The organism is Acidobacteriota bacterium, assembly GCA_016208495.1.
Taxonomy (GTDB): domain Bacteria; phylum Acidobacteriota; class Blastocatellia; order Chloracidobacteriales; family Chloracidobacteriaceae; genus JACQXX01.
Map to the genome: position 1 here is coordinate 163,722 of JACQXX010000019.1, position 16,157 is coordinate 179,878.

12 protein-coding genes are annotated in these 16,157 nt (G+C 52.6%); 6 read left to right on the forward strand and 6 right to left on the reverse strand.

Annotated elements, in window-relative coordinates:
* The first annotated feature begins 260 nt into the window (after positions 1-260).
* Together trpS and HY774_03750 are read left to right on the forward strand one after the other, a co-directional pair.
* Positions 261-1,250 (forward strand): tryptophan--tRNA ligase, encoded by a 990-nt coding sequence (gene trpS / locus HY774_03745; GenBank protein ID MBI4747572.1) that lies wholly within the window; start codon positions 261-263, stop codon positions 1,248-1,250.
* A 177-nt stretch (positions 1,251-1,427) separates the two neighbouring features.
* On the forward strand, positions 1,428-2,801 hold the full coding sequence (locus tag HY774_03750) for a D-alanyl-D-alanine carboxypeptidase (protein MBI4747573.1): 1,374 nt from the start codon (positions 1,428-1,430) through the stop codon (positions 2,799-2,801).
* A gap of 77 nt (positions 2,802-2,878) precedes the next feature.
* On the opposite strand, the gene HY774_03755 is transcribed toward HY774_03750, so the two are convergent.
* The 3 genes from HY774_03755 to HY774_03765 all read right to left on the reverse strand — a co-directional run bounded on the left by HY774_03755 (position 2,879) and on the right by HY774_03765 (position 7,463).
* Positions 2,879-4,510, reverse strand: a complete 1,632-nt coding sequence (locus tag HY774_03755) for an acyl-CoA carboxylase subunit beta (protein ID MBI4747574.1) — start codon at positions 4,508-4,510, stop codon at positions 2,879-2,881.
* A 426-nt stretch (positions 4,511-4,936) separates the two neighbouring features.
* On the reverse strand, positions 4,937-6,199 hold the full coding sequence (locus tag HY774_03760; GenBank protein ID MBI4747575.1) for an ABC transporter permease: 1,263 nt from the start codon (positions 6,197-6,199) through the stop codon (positions 4,937-4,939).
* Positions 6,200-6,236: 37 nt separating this feature from the next.
* A complete protein-coding gene (locus HY774_03765) occupies positions 6,237-7,463 on the reverse strand; it encodes an ABC transporter permease (protein ID MBI4747576.1) in 1,227 nt (408 codons plus the stop codon).
* 592 nt (positions 7,464-8,055) lie between these two features.
* On the opposite strand from HY774_03765, the gene lpxI reads away from it, so the two are divergent.
* The 3 genes from lpxI to HY774_03780 all read left to right on the forward strand — a co-directional run bounded on the left by lpxI (position 8,056) and on the right by HY774_03780 (position 12,014).
* Complete coding sequence (gene lpxI / locus HY774_03770; protein ID MBI4747577.1) at positions 8,056-8,892, forward strand: UDP-2,3-diacylglucosamine diphosphatase LpxI; 837 nt, start codon at positions 8,056-8,058, stop codon at positions 8,890-8,892.
* Between the two features lie 481 nt (positions 8,893-9,373).
* Positions 9,374-10,807 carry a protein phosphatase 2C domain-containing protein gene (locus tag HY774_03775; protein MBI4747578.1) on the forward strand — a complete coding sequence of 478 codons (1,434 nt, stop codon included), beginning with the start codon at positions 9,374-9,376 and terminating at the stop codon, positions 10,805-10,807.
* A 187-nt stretch (positions 10,808-10,994) separates the two neighbouring features.
* Positions 10,995-12,014, forward strand: coding sequence for a PleD family two-component system response regulator (locus HY774_03780; protein MBI4747579.1), 1,020 nt, complete (start codon positions 10,995-10,997; stop codon positions 12,012-12,014).
* 258 nt (positions 12,015-12,272) lie between these two features.
* Here the strand turns inward: HY774_03780 and HY774_03785 are convergent, their stop codons facing one another.
* A complete protein-coding gene (locus HY774_03785) occupies positions 12,273-12,464 on the reverse strand; it encodes a hypothetical protein (GenBank protein MBI4747580.1) in 192 nt (63 codons plus the stop codon).
* A gap of 22 nt (positions 12,465-12,486) precedes the next feature.
* On the opposite strand from HY774_03785, the gene HY774_03790 reads away from it, so the two are divergent.
* Positions 12,487-13,230 (forward strand): DUF2071 domain-containing protein, encoded by a 744-nt coding sequence (locus tag HY774_03790; GenBank protein MBI4747581.1) that lies wholly within the window; start codon positions 12,487-12,489, stop codon positions 13,228-13,230.
* A gap of 373 nt (positions 13,231-13,603) precedes the next feature.
* Here HY774_03790 and HY774_03795 read toward each other — a convergent pair whose 3' ends face one another.
* Both HY774_03795 and lnt read right to left on the reverse strand, forming a co-directional pair.
* The gene (locus HY774_03795) at positions 13,604-14,173 is read right to left on the reverse strand and encodes a 3D domain-containing protein (protein MBI4747582.1); all 570 of its coding nucleotides are present in this window, start codon (positions 14,171-14,173) and stop codon (positions 13,604-13,606) included.
* A gap of 233 nt (positions 14,174-14,406) precedes the next feature.
* Positions 14,407-16,005 carry an apolipoprotein N-acyltransferase gene (lnt, locus tag HY774_03800; protein MBI4747583.1) on the reverse strand — a complete coding sequence of 533 codons (1,599 nt, stop codon included), beginning with the start codon at positions 16,003-16,005 and terminating at the stop codon, positions 14,407-14,409.
* Between the last annotated feature and the right edge of the window lie 152 nt (positions 16,006-16,157).

Here is a 16,157-nt window from a genome sequence, read left to right on the forward strand (position 1 = left end):
GTTGAAAAGCGGCCTAACGCTAGCACCGATACGGTGAGACTGTCAAGGTAGGGCCCAGTGCAAGTATCTGCAAAGTCAAGGCTTTTGCTGGATTATGGATGGGGTTCACCAAAATGATGACAGCACATTTCATCCGTTTTTCCATCAGCTTGCCATTGTTTCCCTGGGGAAGAACAGTGTAAAGTCACGTATCTCTCTGCAGGGCAACTGTCAATTCGGTTCCCACACACCTATTCCCGGTTACACTCAAAATACAATTTATGACAACCGAACAACCACAGCGCCTGCGGCTGCTTTCCGGGGTTCAACCTTCCGGAAAACTGCACATTGGCAATTATTTTGGAGCAATTCAACAACACATCAAATATCAGGACCAGGGTGAAGCCTATTACTTCATCGCTGATTTTCATGCCCTGACCACGGTAAATGATGCGGCCACTTTACGCAATTACATCCAGGATGTGGCGCTGAGCTATCTGGCGCTCGGCATGGATCCCCAAAAAGCTGTTTTCTTCCGTCAGTCAGATGTGCCGCAAGTGACGGAACTGGCCTGGATTCTGTCCACAGTGACCGGAATGGGCTTACTTGAACGTGCCCATGCCTATAAAGACAAAGTCGCCCGTGGCATTCCAGCCAAAGTCGGGTTGTTTTACTACCCGGTTCTGATGGCGGCGGATATCCTGATCTACCACCCAACTCACGTTCCAGTCGGCGCGGATCAGGCACAGCATGTTGAAATGACCCGTGACATGGCCGGATACTTCAACTCAATTTATGGCGAGGTCCTGGCCATGCCGGAATGTCTGGTCAACGAAGCCACCAAAATTGTTCCCGGCACCGACGGCCAGAAGATGAGCAAGTCCTACAACAACACGATTGAAATTTTCGCCGAAGGATCCGCGCTCAAGAAATCAGTGATGGGCATCGTTACCGATTCCACTCCCATCGAAGCCCCGAAAGATCCAGAAACGAATTCCATTTATCAACTGTACTCGCTGGTCGCCACCCCTGAAGAAGCAGCCGACATGGCTGAAAAGTTCCGCGCTGGTGGGTATGGCTACGGGACAGCCAAAAAAACGCTTCTCGAAAAACTCGACGCCTATTTTGCACCGGCCCGCGCCAGACGCAAGGAACTGGAACAAAACCTCGATTTTGTGAACCAGGTATTGCGCGATGGTGCCGAGCGCGCCGCAGTTGCCGCCGAAGCAACCATGAAACAGGTTCGCCAGGCGTGTGGACTGACTTGTTAGTAGCTAGTGGTTAGTGGTTGGTGGTTAGGATGCGAATGAAGGGTTGAAAAAAGAGCGGTTTTGAGTCCAGCTCTTGGGCTCAAAACCAAGATTCAACACCAAATCCTCGCTGTAGTACTAACCACTAACCACTAACTACTAACCACTCAAATTCTTCCTTGAAAGCTGAGGGACCTTATGTTGAAAAAAACCCGATTGATCAATCCAGGGCGCGTCTTTTTAGCAGTGGGATTTAGCGTGTGTTTGTTTTCAAACACTGTATGGGCGCAACAACAGGGGTACCCAAACACGACGACCCCGCAACCACTCGCCTCTGGTGAAAATGTCCAGGGTGTTGTTCTGACACCTCCGAGCCTGCTGGATCTGGTCAGCAGTCGAATCAGTGAATATTCCCGTACAGACCTGGCTCACGGTTTATACTTTGAGACCCTGGACGGAAAGTCGGTGCTTGAAACCAATCCTGACGCGGCCTACAACCCGGCATCGGTCACCAAAGTCATGACCACCCTGGCCGTGCTCGAACGCTATAGCCCAAACTATCGGTATACCACCCGCTTGAGCTATACCGGCAGCATTGACCGGGAACGCCAAACCCTGGTCGGGGATCTGGTGATTGAAAGCAATTATGACCCGACACTCAACTATGACAGTCTGTTCTATATTGTTGAAAAATTGAATGAAGCCGGAATCTCAACCATTGAAGGCAATCTTCTGGTCAGCAGCGGCCTGGTGCTCAATTTGAAGAAAAGCGGTGTGTCCGCCGGCAATGAAATCCTCACCACGATGGATAAAGCCCGTTGGACCCGGACCAGTGAAAATGCCTGGAAATACTATTTGCAAGCAAAAATCGCCGCGAAGATGAAAATTGATTCAACTGAGTTTCGCGGCGTGACCTTCGTTTCGGGCAAAGTGCTCGCCGATGATGTCAGTCAGCCACGCAAACGATTGCTTGAATACCATTCGGCGCCAATTCTGAAAATCATCAAGGTCATGAATGCCTACAGCAACAATGACATGGCTCACCTGCTCGGACGACTGGTGGGTGGTCCATCGGGAGTTCAGGATTTTATGATTCGGCGGGTCAAACTGTTCCCTGGGGAAATCCGGTTGGAATCCACCTCAGGTCTGGGCAACAACGCGATCACCCCACGCGGCACGGTCAAGTTGATGCGCTATGCCCACAACTGGTGTGAACGCAATCGAATTGCAATGACTGACCTGATGCCCATTGGCGGGGTTGATAATGGAACGCTGGCGGATCGCTTCAGACGATCAGACCTCGTTGGCAGCGTCGTGGCCAAAACCGGAACACTTTCCAATGTGAGCGCGCTGGCTGGCGTGATGTACACCAAAGCGCGGGGGCCGGTTTTCTTTGCCATTCTGGAGCGTGGCTATCCTGGCTCAATGCGCCGGTTGCAGGAAGAAATCATTAGCCTGGTGGCCAATGACAGCGGTGGCGGCCTTGGAATTGCCTATGGTTCGGAAATGGGTGTGTCCCTCGTGGAAGATGCACGAGTCTACATTCTGCGTGAAGAAACCAGCCGGAATTAACTAAAGTCAGTACCACCTGCGTCAACGGGCGGGTTCCAATGCTACCCACCCGCTGACGCAGGTGGTACTGACAGCGGTCATCGTACGTCCGGCAGGACAAACGGCCCCAGGTGTGAGCCAGGGTTGTTGAGCGTGGTCCGCAAGGCAAGTTCCAAAGCTGAGCGGGTATCTTCAGGCGTGATGACGGCGTCGGCAAACCCGCGTGCGGCGGCAAATTTGGCATCCAACTGCTCTTCATAGGTTGCCCGCACTTTTTCCATTTCAGCTTTCAATGCTTCGTCGGGTTCTTTCCCTTCTTTCTTGATCTTGTCGAGTTGCGCTGAAAAGAGCGCCATCACAGCAGAATCTCCTTCCATGACACCCATCCGACCAGTTGGCCACGAGAAAATAAAATCGGGATCAAACCCCTGGCCCGCCATTGCGTAGTACCCGGCCCCGGAAGCATGGTTGACCGTCAGCACCAGCCGTGGAACAGTTGCCGTGGCCATAGCTTCAACAAAATGCGCGCCAGCCCGAATAATTCCAGATTGCTCGGCATCCGTCCCGACCATAAACCCTGACACATCCTGGACAAAAAGCAGCGGCGTTCGATGGCGATTGCAGGTTTCAATGAAATAAGCGATTTTTTCGGCGCTTTCGCGATAGATAATCCCTCCAAACCGGGGCGGTTTACCTTTGGCGCCTTTGATCAATCCACGCTGGTTGGTGATTAACCCAACCGGGAGCCCTCGCAATCGAACGTGGGCACATATCACCTCTTTGGCAAAATCCGCCTGAAATTCCTCAAAACTATCGGCATCCACCAGACAATCAAGCACTTCGCGAATGTCATAAGGCAGCTTGTGGTCATTTGGAATGATTTGATAGAGATCGGTTTCAGCGCGTTTTGGTGACCGTGATTCAACCAGCGTTACATCTGAAACGGGCCGGGGCGGCAATTCCAGAACCAGTTTGCGAAGGCGTTCAAGGCAGGCTTCATCGTTGGGTTCGCGATAATGAGCCACACCCGAAATTTCATTGTGCATGCGGGCGCCGCCAAGCGTTTCAGCATCCACGACTTGTCCGGTCGCGCCCTTGACCAGATTTGGGCCGCCAAGTCCCATAAAGCTCGTGCCTTCAACCATCACAATCACATCTGAAAGGGCTGGCAGATAGGCACCACCCGCGACGCACTGTCCCATCACGGCAGCCAGTTGAGGCACTTTCAAGTGGCGACGCATAATTGAGTTGTAATGGAAAATGCGTGCCGCTCCATACTGGCCAGGAAAGACGCCACCCTGATATGGCAGGTTGACCCCAGCCGAATCAACGAGATAGATAATCGGGACCCGTGAGCGCATGGCAATTTCCTGCGCCCGGAGCATCTTGGTAATGGTTTCCGGCCACCAGGCGCCGGCTTTGACCGTGGCATCATTGGCAACCACAACGACTTCGCGGCCACAACACCAGCCAATGCCGGTAATGACGCCGACGCCTGGTGCTTGCCCGTCATACTGGTCATAAGCCATTAACAACCCGATTTCCTGAAAGTAGGTATTCGGGTCAAGCAGTTTGGTTACCCGTTCGCGGGCAGTCAATTTGCCCTGGTTGTGTTGTTGTTCGATTTTTTTGGGACCTCCACCCAGTCGAAGTCTGGCTTCGAGGGTGCGGAGTTCATCAGTTAATTTCTGAAAATGAGTGCGTTGGTCGGTATTTTCTGAAGAAGACATATAAATTTTGGCTTTCAGGGTTGGATTCCAATCTGGGGCTGAAGACTTCGGGCTGAAAACTTCGGGCTTGGGGCTTGGGGCTGAAGACATCCTTTCACGTGTGGGTTTTTGGCTTGCACCTCGAAGAGTTGCAGGTCGGATAGCCGGTCGGTTGGCCGCTTTGGGCCTACCACCGGATCCGGTGACCCTTCTTTTTCCGCGCGTGAGCCGCGCCCTGCAGGGCGCGGCTCACGCGCGGGGAGGGATAGGGAAACGACCTTTTTTCCCGGTGGTAGCTCCCAAAACCTCGCAACCAACCGGCTATCCGAACGGCAGCCCTTCGGGATGCTCAAAACAGGTTCATTGCCTCGTCCCAGCCGGAGTTCATTAAAAAATCTACACCTGAAAAGAATGTCTTCAGCTCGATGTCTTCAGCCCTGATTGATATTACTCATACCGAAGTGCTTCAGATGGGTCAAGGCGTGCAGCGCGCATCGCTGGCCAAAGCCCAAATAAAATTCCCACCGCAACCGAAATGCCAAACCCAATCACCACTGCCCAGAGTGGAACCACTGACGGTACGGTGGGCATAAAGATATTCAGCCCAAGGCTGACGGCAAAGCCAAGGAGAATTCCAATCCCGCCGCCAGTCACTGTGAGTGAAACAGCTTCGATCAAAAACTGGGATAAAATATCCAGTTTGCGAGCTCCAATAGCCCGACGGACTCCGATTTCACGCGTGCGTTCAGTCACTGAAACCAGCATGATGTTCATCACGCCGACGCCTCCGACCAGAAGTCCCGCCCCGGAAATCGGCACCACGATCAGTCCGAGAATGGTGGTGATGTTATCGAAGGTTGAAAAAATGGCGTCAGGTGTGTTGAGACCAAAATTGTCAGGTTGATCATACCGGACGGCACGACGGCGGCGCATCAACTCGGTAATTTCATCCCTCATCTTTTCCAGTTTGCCATCCTGGGCACAGGCAATAACGGTAATTCCACGATCTCTTAAAACATCAGCGTACCGTTTGGCCAGACTGTCATAAGGAATCAAAAGCTGGCGGTCCTCCGCTGTATCACCAAAAATGCCCGTTGGGCCTTTCTCAACCACACCAATCACTCGATACACCTGCCCCTCGACCTCAATTTCTTTTTCCAATGGTGACTCAGTTCCAAACAGTGTATCGGCAATGGCTGGACCAATCACAACCACATTCAATTTGTGCTCGACTTCCTGTGGCGTAAAAAACCGCCCGCTCCGCAAATCGGTCCGACGCACAGTAGGATAATTGGCCCAAACCCCAAAAATGATTGGGCGGATGGCTTCCTGCCCGCGATATTTCACACCGAGCTGCGTGGCACTGGGGCCAAAACTTCCAATGACCAGTTGCGGGCTGGCAGCCTTTACCGAAGGAAGCTCATTGACAGCCACGGCATCCTCTAATGTCAATGGTTTGCGTCTGCGTTCTTCGGGAGTTGGTCGGCTGAATCGCGGGCCGATGTTGGTGTTTTTGCTGACATAAATTACATTGGGGCCAGTTTGATCCGCCAATTCCTGAGTCCGCACGCGGAGCCCAGTCAAAACCGAAGACACGGCAATCACGGTTGCCGTCCCCACGACAACCCCCAACACGGTCAGGAGCGACCGTAATTTGTTTGAGAAGATCGTCGAAATGGCCAGGAGCAGGTTTTCCAGAAATGCGTGCATAGAAAGTCAGTACCACCTGCGTGAGCAGGTGGCGGGTTTATTCGGATCTGAGAGCCTGAATGGGATCAAGTTTCGCAGCTCGATTGGCTGGGAAAATTCCAAAAAACAACCCCACCGCAATTGACACAATAAGTGCTGTCAGAACGGCCCACACCGGCATGTGAACTGGAATTCCAAGATAAAGCGAGAGCACTTCGACCAGAAAAAAGGCCAGCACCACACCACTCATTCCACCAAATCCAGAGAGTAAAATTGACTCAGCTAAAAACTGAGCCAGGATATCACGTCGCCGGGCACCCATACTTTTGCGAATCCCGATTTCGCGGGTTCGTTCGGTGACCGATACCAGCATGATGTTCATAATCACAATGCCACCGACCACCAGTGAAATACTGGTAATCGGCAAGGCAACCGCCGCCACGGCACCAGTAATGCTATTGAGAAAAGCCTGGGTCGCTTCGTCGTTGACGATACTAAAGTCATCTTCTTCCGACAGCCCCAGATGATGACGGGTGCGCATGACAACCCGCATCTGGTCTTCGACTTTTAAAGGATCGGCCTTCGCTTCAGGTTTAACATAAAGGATGAGTGATCGGCGTGATCCAAATTGTTTGAGGTAGGAGGAAAGTGGAATCTGAATGAAATTATCCTGTGATTGACCGAGAAAAACACCCAGGGGACGTGCGACGCCAATCACGGTATACAGCGAATTCCCAACCCGAATTTCGCGCCCAAGCGGATTTCCGGTCGGAAACAATCCTTTGACGATATCCTGTCCAAGAAAGCAGACTGGCCGCCGGTTTTCATCGTCGAAAGGTAAAAAATACCGTCCGGTTTCCACATCAATTTTTGAAAGCAGTTCAAAGTTGTGGGTGACTCCCTGAATACCAACCCCGGTCAATTCAGTATTGCCATAGCGGACTGGCGCGCTGGTTCCATCCTGGGCACCGACAGCCAGGACATCCGTTAGCTGTTCACTGAGCGCCCGCAAATCATCAAGTTTCAGATCCGGATTGCGGTTAAAAGCTTTCAAGAACCTGTCAAAGTTGCCAAACCCCTGAAAGCTGGCCTTCTCAATGCGCAAGGCCCCGGCCCCAAGGGAGGAAATACTCTGCGAAACATACACATTGGCGCCTTCGATCACGGTTGCCACCAGCGTGACCACGGCCACGCCGATGATAATGCCCAGAAGTGTTAAAAACGAACGGAGCTTATTCGACTGAATCGCATTCCAGGCAATGCGTACTGCTTCGATCCAATTCATGGGTAAAGACTGCACTTTTCGGAAATTGGGGTGGCCTGTAAGGCTATCCGGAAATGCCGGCGCAAGCAACCTGAAGGAAGAGGAAGGAGCGAAGTAGTGAGTACTCCGTTGCGGAAAGGTCACTTGAGCTTGACAACCCCCGCCCGGAGGGCGATGGAGAGTAGCCGGTGGTCGCGCAGCTTTGGGCGCTACCACCGGTTCACTGCCCAGCCCCGTCTCGCGCCCGGATGGGCGCTGGAAGATTGGTTCGGTCTGGCATCGCAGCATTCACTGACCCGCTTGAAACTTTGGTCCAGCGCCCATCCGGGCGCAAACCATGCTGTGCCCATATTCCGGTGGGTGCGCCTCAAAGCAGGCTTCCCACCGGCTACTTTCCGGCGCCCATCCGGGCGAAAACCGACCTTTCCGCAACGGAGGTAGTGAGTAGTGAAGTAGTGAAGTAGTTCAGCCTTGATTCCTGGTTCTAGTCTGTCTACTCCTAAAACTCTGTGATTTTGACTATTTCGCTATTTCGCCACTTCGCTATTTCACTTTCCTATCTAATTCGCTATTTGCTTGATTTCTCTGAAAAAGCACCCTATAGAGTGATGTCATGGCTGAGTCTTCCTCACTTCCTTCCAATACAACTTTTGGGCTCATCGCCGGCAATGGCCAGTTTCCGTTTTTGGTCCTGGAGGGCGCACGTGTGCAAGGTGTGGAGATAGTGGTGGCCGCGATTAAAGAAGAGACTTTTCCGGACATCACCAACCACACACAGCGCATTGAATGGCTGGGAATTGGGCAACTTGGCAAATTGATTCGATTTTTTAAACGTGAAGGGGTCACGCATGCGTTGATGGCTGGTCAGGTCAAACACAAGCAAATCTTCAGTTCCAGTTTGCCGGATTTGCGAATGCTGATGATGCTGGCCCGGCTCACGATGAAAAACACGGACTCACTCCTTGGGGCCGTGGCGGGCGAACTGGAGGCTGAAGGCATCCGCCTGATTGACTCCACCTATTTTGTGAAACACCTGCTGCCGCCACCTGGAACGCTGACTCGCCGCTTACCAAATCAAAAAGAGAAGGCAGATCTCGCCTATGGGCTGCAGGTGGCCCGCGAGATTGCCCGCCTTGATCTTGGTCAAACGATTGTGGTGAGCAATTGCGCGGTGGTGGCGATTGAAGCCATGGAAGGCACGGATGCCACGATCTTACGCGCTGGTGAACTTGCCAACGGTCGCCCATTGACCGTGATCAAGGTGGCGAAACCAAATCAGGATATGCGCTTTGACGTTCCAGTCATTGGACTGCCGACGATTGAAACCCTCAAGCGCGCGGGTGCCACGGCCCTCACGGTCACGGCTGGAAAAACACTTCTTTTTGATAAAGATGAAATGCTCAATCTGGCAAATCGGTATAAGATCACCATCACCGCCCATGAAGAGTGAAATAGCAAAATAGTCAAAACCATAGAGTTAAGGGAGTCGGATGGAAACATCATACCACCAGGGTTCGGGGTTCAGGGCCAAATAGTCCACGTTGAATGGTACCCGCCAGTTCCCCAGTCTTCATCTTGTGTGGGATCAGTCGCTTCATCGCCGAAACCCTGCTAATCCCCCCGGATTTTGTGGGGTAAGCTCAAAAATGAATCCAAAAGCCCTAAAAATGGCCTGTTTTGAGCTGTTTTACCTGTCACCCACAAAAATGTGGTTTAGCTAAGTCCTTTGTTTTCAACACAAGACTAATCACCCCACAAAATCCGGGGGGATTAGAAACCCTGAACCCTGAACCCTGAACCCGATTTCAGTGGGATTTTATTTTCTTCTGGGTCCCTAAGGAGTTGACAGACTGCAGCTGGGAGCCACGACTTCGCGACTTCGCGACTTCGCGACTTCACTCATTCACGACTTCACTCATTCACGACTGCCTATGCCCACACCTTCGCCGTCACCAGCCGTCCCCTATACCCTCCAATATGCCTGCATTTGCGACCGTGGGTTACGCCGCAGTGCCAACCAGGATCGTGCCTGGGCAAACCTGGATCACCGGGTATTTGCGGTCTGTGATGGAGTTGGGGGCAGCCAGGGCGGTGAGATTGCCAGTCAGACGGCAATCGAGACCCTGCAGGATGCGTTTTATACGCCTGACAATAATCCGCCCTTGATCCGGCTGGAACGGGCGGTGTATTACGCCAATCGCGACATTTTTGAAATGGCGGCCCGTGATGTGCATCTGGCCGGAATGGCAACCACAATTGTGGCGCTCTATTTGGAAGGCACGACGGCTTACATCGGTCATGCTGGTGACAGTCGAATTTATCGCTTCTTTCAAGGAAAACTCACTCAGGAAACCGAAGATCACACTGAAGTCCAGGAAGCTGTTCGGCGCGGGTCATTGACGCCGGAAGAAGCCGTCCATGCGCGCGGGAAAAACGTCATTATGCGGGCGCTGGGAATCCAGCCTGAAATTGAACTTGAAACCCGAAGCTTCACGGTTGAAGTCGGCACCCGCTTCCTGCTGTGTAGCGATGGCATTACCCGCCACATCTCCAACGCCGAGATTGAAGAGCTCATGAAACGGATCGCGGACCCGCAGGTGCTGTGCGACGAATTTCACCGGATGTGTTATGCCCGTGGCGCGGATGATAACCTGACCGCACTGGTCGTCGCGCTCAACCCGCCGGGAGATTCAGGTGACGCTCAGTCTCCGACGCCGGTCAGCCTGGATTCAATTCCGTCCCTGGATCCAGTTCTGGTTCATTCCGGGGAACATAGTTTTTCAGCCGAGTTGCGCCGTAGCCGTGAGCACAGCACTCCTCCCCGCAGCTTTCCCCCAGAACGGGGAGCTGGCAAATCACATCCGTTTGAGGAACATCTGGCGGCCCAGAAAGCGGCGTTGAAACGGCGAATGATCGGCCTTGGCATCGGAATGATTGTGCTGGTTGGGCTGGCCTTTTGGGCTGGCCAGCAATCTCAGGCATTGATGCCCGCTCAACAACTCCCCCCAACTGATGCTCCAGGGAAAGACTTGTCCATAAATCCCTCCAATCAGGCACTGTTTGAAGCTGGTCAAAAAGCGATGACTGAATCCAAACCAAAAGCCGCGTATGATATCTTTGCCAAACTGGTAAATCGGGAACCAACCCGTGCTGAATATCATTACTGGCTTGGGCGTGCCGCTTTAGCCAATCAACAACCCCAGGAAGCAGGGAAATCCCTTGAAAAGGCAATCCAATTGGATTCAAAATTGGCTGATGCCTATCTCTACCTTGCTGCCGCCCGTCGGATGAGTGGAAACCTGACTGGCAGCGAAGCCGCACTCAAAGAATTCGAAAAACGACATCAGCCGGCACCTTCCCACTAAGGGAGTCGGATGGAAATATCATACCGCCAGGGTTCAGGGTTTCGGGGTTTCGGGGTTTCGGGGCCAGATACTCCACGTTGAATGGTACCCGCCAGTTCCCCAGTCTTCATCTTGAGTGGGATCAGTCAATTCATCGCCGAAACCCTGAACCCTGAACCCTGAACCCTGAACCTCGAACCCTGAACTCATGAATGACAACGCCAACAAGAGCAATGGTGAAATTTTGATCGTTGACGACAACCCGATTAACCTCGATTTGTTATCCGGGTTGCTGCGCGAGCATAACTATCGAGTCCGGGCGGCAATCAATGGACGTCGGGCCCTGACAGCAATCCGATCTTGCCTGCCGGATCTGGTGATGCTCGACATCACCATGCCGGAAATGGATGGTTATGAAGTGTGCCGCCAGATCAAAGCTGATGAATTAACTCGCGATATCCCGGTGATTTTTATCAGCGCGCTGGATGAAGTGATTGATAAAGTGCGGGCGTTTGAAATTGGCGGGGTTGACTATGTCACCAAACCTTTTCAATTTGGCGAAGTTCTGGTCCGAATTGAAAACCAGCTCAAAATCTCGCGGCTGCAAAAGGAAATGGAGCGCAAGAACCTGGAACTCCAGCAATCCTATATGCAGCTTGAACGGGCCAACCGGATGCTCAAAGCCCTGTCTTACCTGGATGCACTGACCGGAATTGCCAATCGTCGCCATTTCGACGAAGCCCTTGACCAGGAGTGGCGGCGCGCAACCCGAACCAATGCCCCGCTGTCATTGGTGATGATTGATATTGATTTCTTCAAAGCTTTTAATGATTTTTATGGTCACCAGGGTGGTGACGAATGCCTGAAACAGGTGGCGCAAGTCCTCAGCAATACCTTAAAACGGGCTGGTGACCTGGCCGCCCGGTATGGCGGCGAAGAGTTTGCCGTCGTTTTGCCCGGTACCGAGGCTGAAGGCGCCGCCATTCTGGCCGATGAACTCAGAGCCAAGGTCGAGAGCCTCAGTCTGGAGCATCATCGCGCCCCGTCCCAAATCGTGACCATTAGTTTAGGCGTGGCCACCGCCATCCCGAAAGAAGGAATCTCACCAGAAAGCTTGATTGCCATTGCGGACCGGGCCCTGTATCGCTCGAAAAAAGATGGCCGGAATCGGGTGAGTATCTTTGACGAAGCCATTGACGGCCCCGTTGGCGACAAGGGGACTGAGTGACAAGGGGACGGGGTGACAAGGGGACGGGAGATCAGGCATCCCCTTCGGGGATCAACCACTGTCATTTCTCAACCGTCATTCAAAATTTGAGCGAATCACACGCTTCTTTCTTCCTTCTCCATTGTGGAAAGGTCGGTTTTCGCCCGGATGGGCGGTGGAAAGTAGCCGGTGGGCAGCCTGCTTTGAGGCGCACCCACCGGAATACAAGCCCAGGCACGTTCGCGCCCGGTAGGGCGCTGGATCAAAATCTCAACGGGTTTACAGAATTGAGAATATCTGACCGACACAATTTTCCAGCGCCCGTCCGGGCGCGAACAGAATTGGACCGAAGATCCGGTGGTGTGCCCAAAGCGGCAAACCACCGGCTACTTTCCGTCGCCCATCCGGGCGGAAACTGTCAAGCTCAAGCAACCTTTCCGCAACGGAGTTTCTTCCTTCTCGATTCTTCATTTTTCCTTCTCAATTCTTCATTATGTCTGATTCGCTTCCTGGTAAATTTCTGACGGCTGAATGGCGGTACCTGCTGATGTTGAATTATGAAATCAACCCGGCGGTACTGGCCCCCTATGTTCCCAAAGGAACGGAAATTGACTTCTGGGATGGCCGCACCTTCGTCAGCCTGGTTGGGTTTATGTTTTTGAACACCAAAGTCCTGGGCATCCCCATCCCATTTCATCGCAATTTCGAAGAAGTCAATTTACGCTTCTATGTGCGGTACAAGGGACCTGAAGGCTGGCGGCGTGGAGTTGCCTTCATCAAGGAAATTGTGCCCCGTTTTGCCATCGCGGCGGTGGCACGCGGGGTGTACAACGAAAACTATGTTTCGCTCCCAATGCGACACACGCTTGACCGCGAAGGCGATATTTTCCCAACCACTGGCGGCACGGTTGAGTATGGCTGGCGGTTTCAAGGCGAGTGGCATTCGATGAAAGCGATTGCCAGCGGGCCTCCGAGTCCATTGCAAGCCGGGTCCGAAGCTGAATTTATTACCGAACACTATTGGGGATATGCCGCCCAGATTGACGGCGGCTGTGTTGAATATCGGGTTGAGCATCCGCCCTGGCAGGTGTGGTCGGTTCGTGGATGGAATCTGGTGTGCGATGCGGTGGCGCTGTATGGGCCAGAGTTCGGTCAGGTTTTGACCCAACCGCCGAGTTCGGCGTTTCTGGCGGCAGGTTCAGAAGTGACGGTGAGGAAAGGAATCCGGCTGTATTGAAGCTCAGGACGAGCAAGAGTGGGGATTGAAAGTGGTAGGACTTGCAAATGAAGTCAAAATGAGGCCGTCATAAATAATTAGGAATTATGAATTGTGAATTATGAACAAAGTATCGAGTTGAATCAGAAACGCTGAGTTGTTTCCTCATTCATCCCTCATAATTCATCCCTCATAATTTGGTATCGGTCACAAGCAAAAACAACTTTCAATACAGCCGGACAAAATGAAGGTAAGACGAACTTTCGCGCACTATCCTGGTTGCACCATTGTGAAATCAGGTCTTCGGATGAGAAAAAGGGAAGGAATTGAGAGAGTTGTATTTTCCCGCAACCCTGAACCCTGAACCCTCAATGGTATTCCAAATGTCGAGATGTTATCGTTTTGGAGAGGTGACAGTATATCCAGTCTGAGGCTTTCGAACTGATCGCCCATGCTGAAGGACTTCGACCTTAATTTTTTGCCGTCCAAATTTTACTGCCTCAGCTTTGGATGGCACGAACACATCTATTTTATTCCCCTTGATTTTACTGCCGGTATCGGCGACGTGGTAAATGCCGGAATATTTCCCGGCGTGGATCTTCACCACAGACCCAAGTGGCAGGACTCGAACATCCGCGGCAATCATTCCACGTTCAGTTGGTTTTCCTGACGCCGTCCGCCCTTTTAAGCAATAGGCCGTGGCGGTGTAGGAATCAGCCGGCTGTGGAATCAGTGAATTGGTGTTCAAGGTATTTGAAGACTTGCGGTTTTGGTTGGCAGAAGCGCCAGTGTTTCGGTTGGTGGTTTGAGACGGATTTTTGCTGTTTTTGCCCTGCTTTTGACCAAGTGCGGTCACATACCCAGAGCCAAGTGCAGCCAGCGCCAAAATCACCACGGCGGAGATAACTCGCGTTACCTTTGAGGTGGGAAGTTGGTTTGTTACCCGTGGTTCAAATCGTCCCATTGAAATACCTCCTTGTCTGCCTTAGCCAATATCCCATATCGGCATAGCATCGTGATCACCATAAGCCTGCTTCTTCTACCGCTGGCTTCCAATCAGATTGGGTTCATCGGCACACATCATCACAAAACATCCAGAAATCGGGTGTTCCATCATGTGTATTGAGAAGTTTTATGCTTACAGCTTGAGTGGTCGAATAGGATATGTGCGAAAGTCCAGGCATTATAGCAGACGTGTCAAGTATCGCTTCTCGGGGTGGTTTGGGGGGAGGGGGTTAATTTCCAGCCGAAATACATTGAAGCCAACAGGATACCGGCTGAAACCAGACAGGCCAACACCGCTAAAACGTCTCCATGTGCGGCATAAAATGTGAGTCTTTCGGACTCAAAGCCGTAGCGAACTGGCCAGACCTTTACGGTGGCTTCTTCCTGCTTTGTCCGGTCAGCCACTTCGCCGGTTGCCAGGATAAAAACACTGATTCCGGTGTTGGTTACGCGCACGGTATCAAGCTGATTTTCGACGGCTCGGATCACCAGATGACGGTAGTGCTGCTCCGTACCGTGTGTTTTTCCAAACCAGCCATCATTGGCAATGTTGATGAGCGCCCCGGCGCCTTGCCGGCGAAAGGAGGTGTCGAGATCAGGAAAGACCGCTTCGAAACAGATTGTGGTGCCAAAGATTTTCCCTCTGAATTGGGTTGGAACAGGGTGACTGGCCGGAATGGCATCCAGAGCCAGCGGGGTAAACCCAACCTGCTCAAACAGGCTGCGGAGCGGCATGTATTCGCCAAAAGGCAGCAAATGGACCTTGGTATATTCGCTCGTCACGGCACCGGTTGGATCAACCACCGCCGCAATGTTGGTAAACTTTCCACCAGCGGCGCTTCGAACACTGTTAAACAACACACCTGCCTGTTGCTCGGCAGCCAGATGCTGAATGGCTTTCAGTTCAAAGGATTCAGAATCATTTAAGAGAAAACTGGACTGGGATTCCGGCCACACAATCAACCGGGTCGGAGATGCCACCTGCTTCATTCCCTGGCGGGAAAGATCTATCTGGCGTTGAAACGCCTGGGTAAACTCAGCATCAGAGTTGAATAAAACCGGCACCATCGGCTGGACCGCCACAATGTCAACCGGTTCGCGTGTCTGCCGGAGACGATGTGTTGCCTCGATTGTGTTTTGACCATCAACCCATATCAGGCCAATCGTGCCCACCGCGCAGATAGTTGCGATCACAGCCTGACGTCGCCCCTGTAATGCCCACCAGCCAAGCGCGGCACAGGCCACCAGCCCAAAACTCAGTCCATAAATCCCGGTAAAGCGTGCCAATTGAATCAAGGTGGGTTGTAACGCGAGCGTGTACCCAAGCGAAATCCATCCCATATCAGCCAGGTGAATGCGCAGATACTCGCCGGCAACCCACATCCAGGGTGCTGCCACGAGCCCCAACCAGGGCCGAAAGCGACTGGCGATGGCCACACCACCGGCAAACAATCCCGTAAAAAACCCAAGGATCGCAGCAATGACGAGTGTCAACCCGTGAGCCGCCAGAACAGGGATTCCGCCGTACACAATCATCGAATGCGAAATCCACCAGCATCCGCCGTAGTACACCCCCGTTCCGGCAATCCATCCGGCAAAAAAGCACGGCACGGGTTTTTGCGTGATCTGGGCGGCCCCAATCAAGGGCAAAGTTGCGATAACCGCCAGCCACCACACATCAAATGGAGGAAAACTCAAAACCAAAAGGCAGGCGCTCACGACGCCTGCCCCTAAAGCCAGTGCTAGTGGATGGGTCACCATCCAGTTGCGAAGTGTGGACAGTTCAATCATTGGTTGGGGTTCGAGGTTTGGGGTTCAGGGGTCAGGGTTCAGGGTCTTGTCATTCCCCAAATTGTTCCAGGTGAGGATTCCTCGGCTCACATAGAGGGAAAACCACACCGGTAACTCAACCTATCGCACCCGGAATCAATCATCTCACCACA

Bases quoted from the DNA above. Each gene is read 5' to 3' on its own strand.
- HY774_03785 (MBI4747580.1), bottom strand. From the start codon at position 12,464: ATGAAGAATCGAGAAGGAAGAAACTCCGTTGCGGAAAGGTTGCTTGAG.
- HY774_03790 (MBI4747581.1), top strand. From the start codon at position 12,487: ATGTCTGATTCGCTTCCTGGTAAATTTCTGACGGCTGAATGGCGGTAC.
- HY774_03760 (MBI4747575.1), bottom strand. From the start codon at position 6,199: ATGCACGCATTTCTGGAAAACCTGCTCCTGGCCATTTCGACGATCTTC.
- trpS (MBI4747572.1), top strand. From the start codon at position 261: ATGACAACCGAACAACCACAGCGCCTGCGGCTGCTTTCCGGGGTTCAA.
- HY774_03775 (MBI4747578.1), top strand. From the start codon at position 9,374: ATGCCCACACCTTCGCCGTCACCAGCCGTCCCCTATACCCTCCAATAT.
- HY774_03795 (MBI4747582.1), bottom strand. From the start codon at position 14,173: ATGGGACGATTTGAACCACGGGTAACAAACCAACTTCCCACCTCAAAG.
- lpxI (MBI4747577.1), top strand. From the start codon at position 8,056: ATGGCTGAGTCTTCCTCACTTCCTTCCAATACAACTTTTGGGCTCATC.
- HY774_03755 (MBI4747574.1), bottom strand. From the start codon at position 4,510: ATGTCTTCTTCAGAAAATACCGACCAACGCACTCATTTTCAGAAATTA.
- HY774_03765 (MBI4747576.1), bottom strand. From the start codon at position 7,463: ATGAATTGGATCGAAGCAGTACGCATTGCCTGGAATGCGATTCAGTCG.
- HY774_03780 (MBI4747579.1), top strand. From the start codon at position 10,995: ATGAATGACAACGCCAACAAGAGCAATGGTGAAATTTTGATCGTTGAC.
- HY774_03750 (MBI4747573.1), top strand. From the start codon at position 1,428: ATGTTGAAAAAAACCCGATTGATCAATCCAGGGCGCGTCTTTTTAGCA.
- lnt (MBI4747583.1), bottom strand. From the start codon at position 16,005: ATGATTGAACTGTCCACACTTCGCAACTGGATGGTGACCCATCCACTA.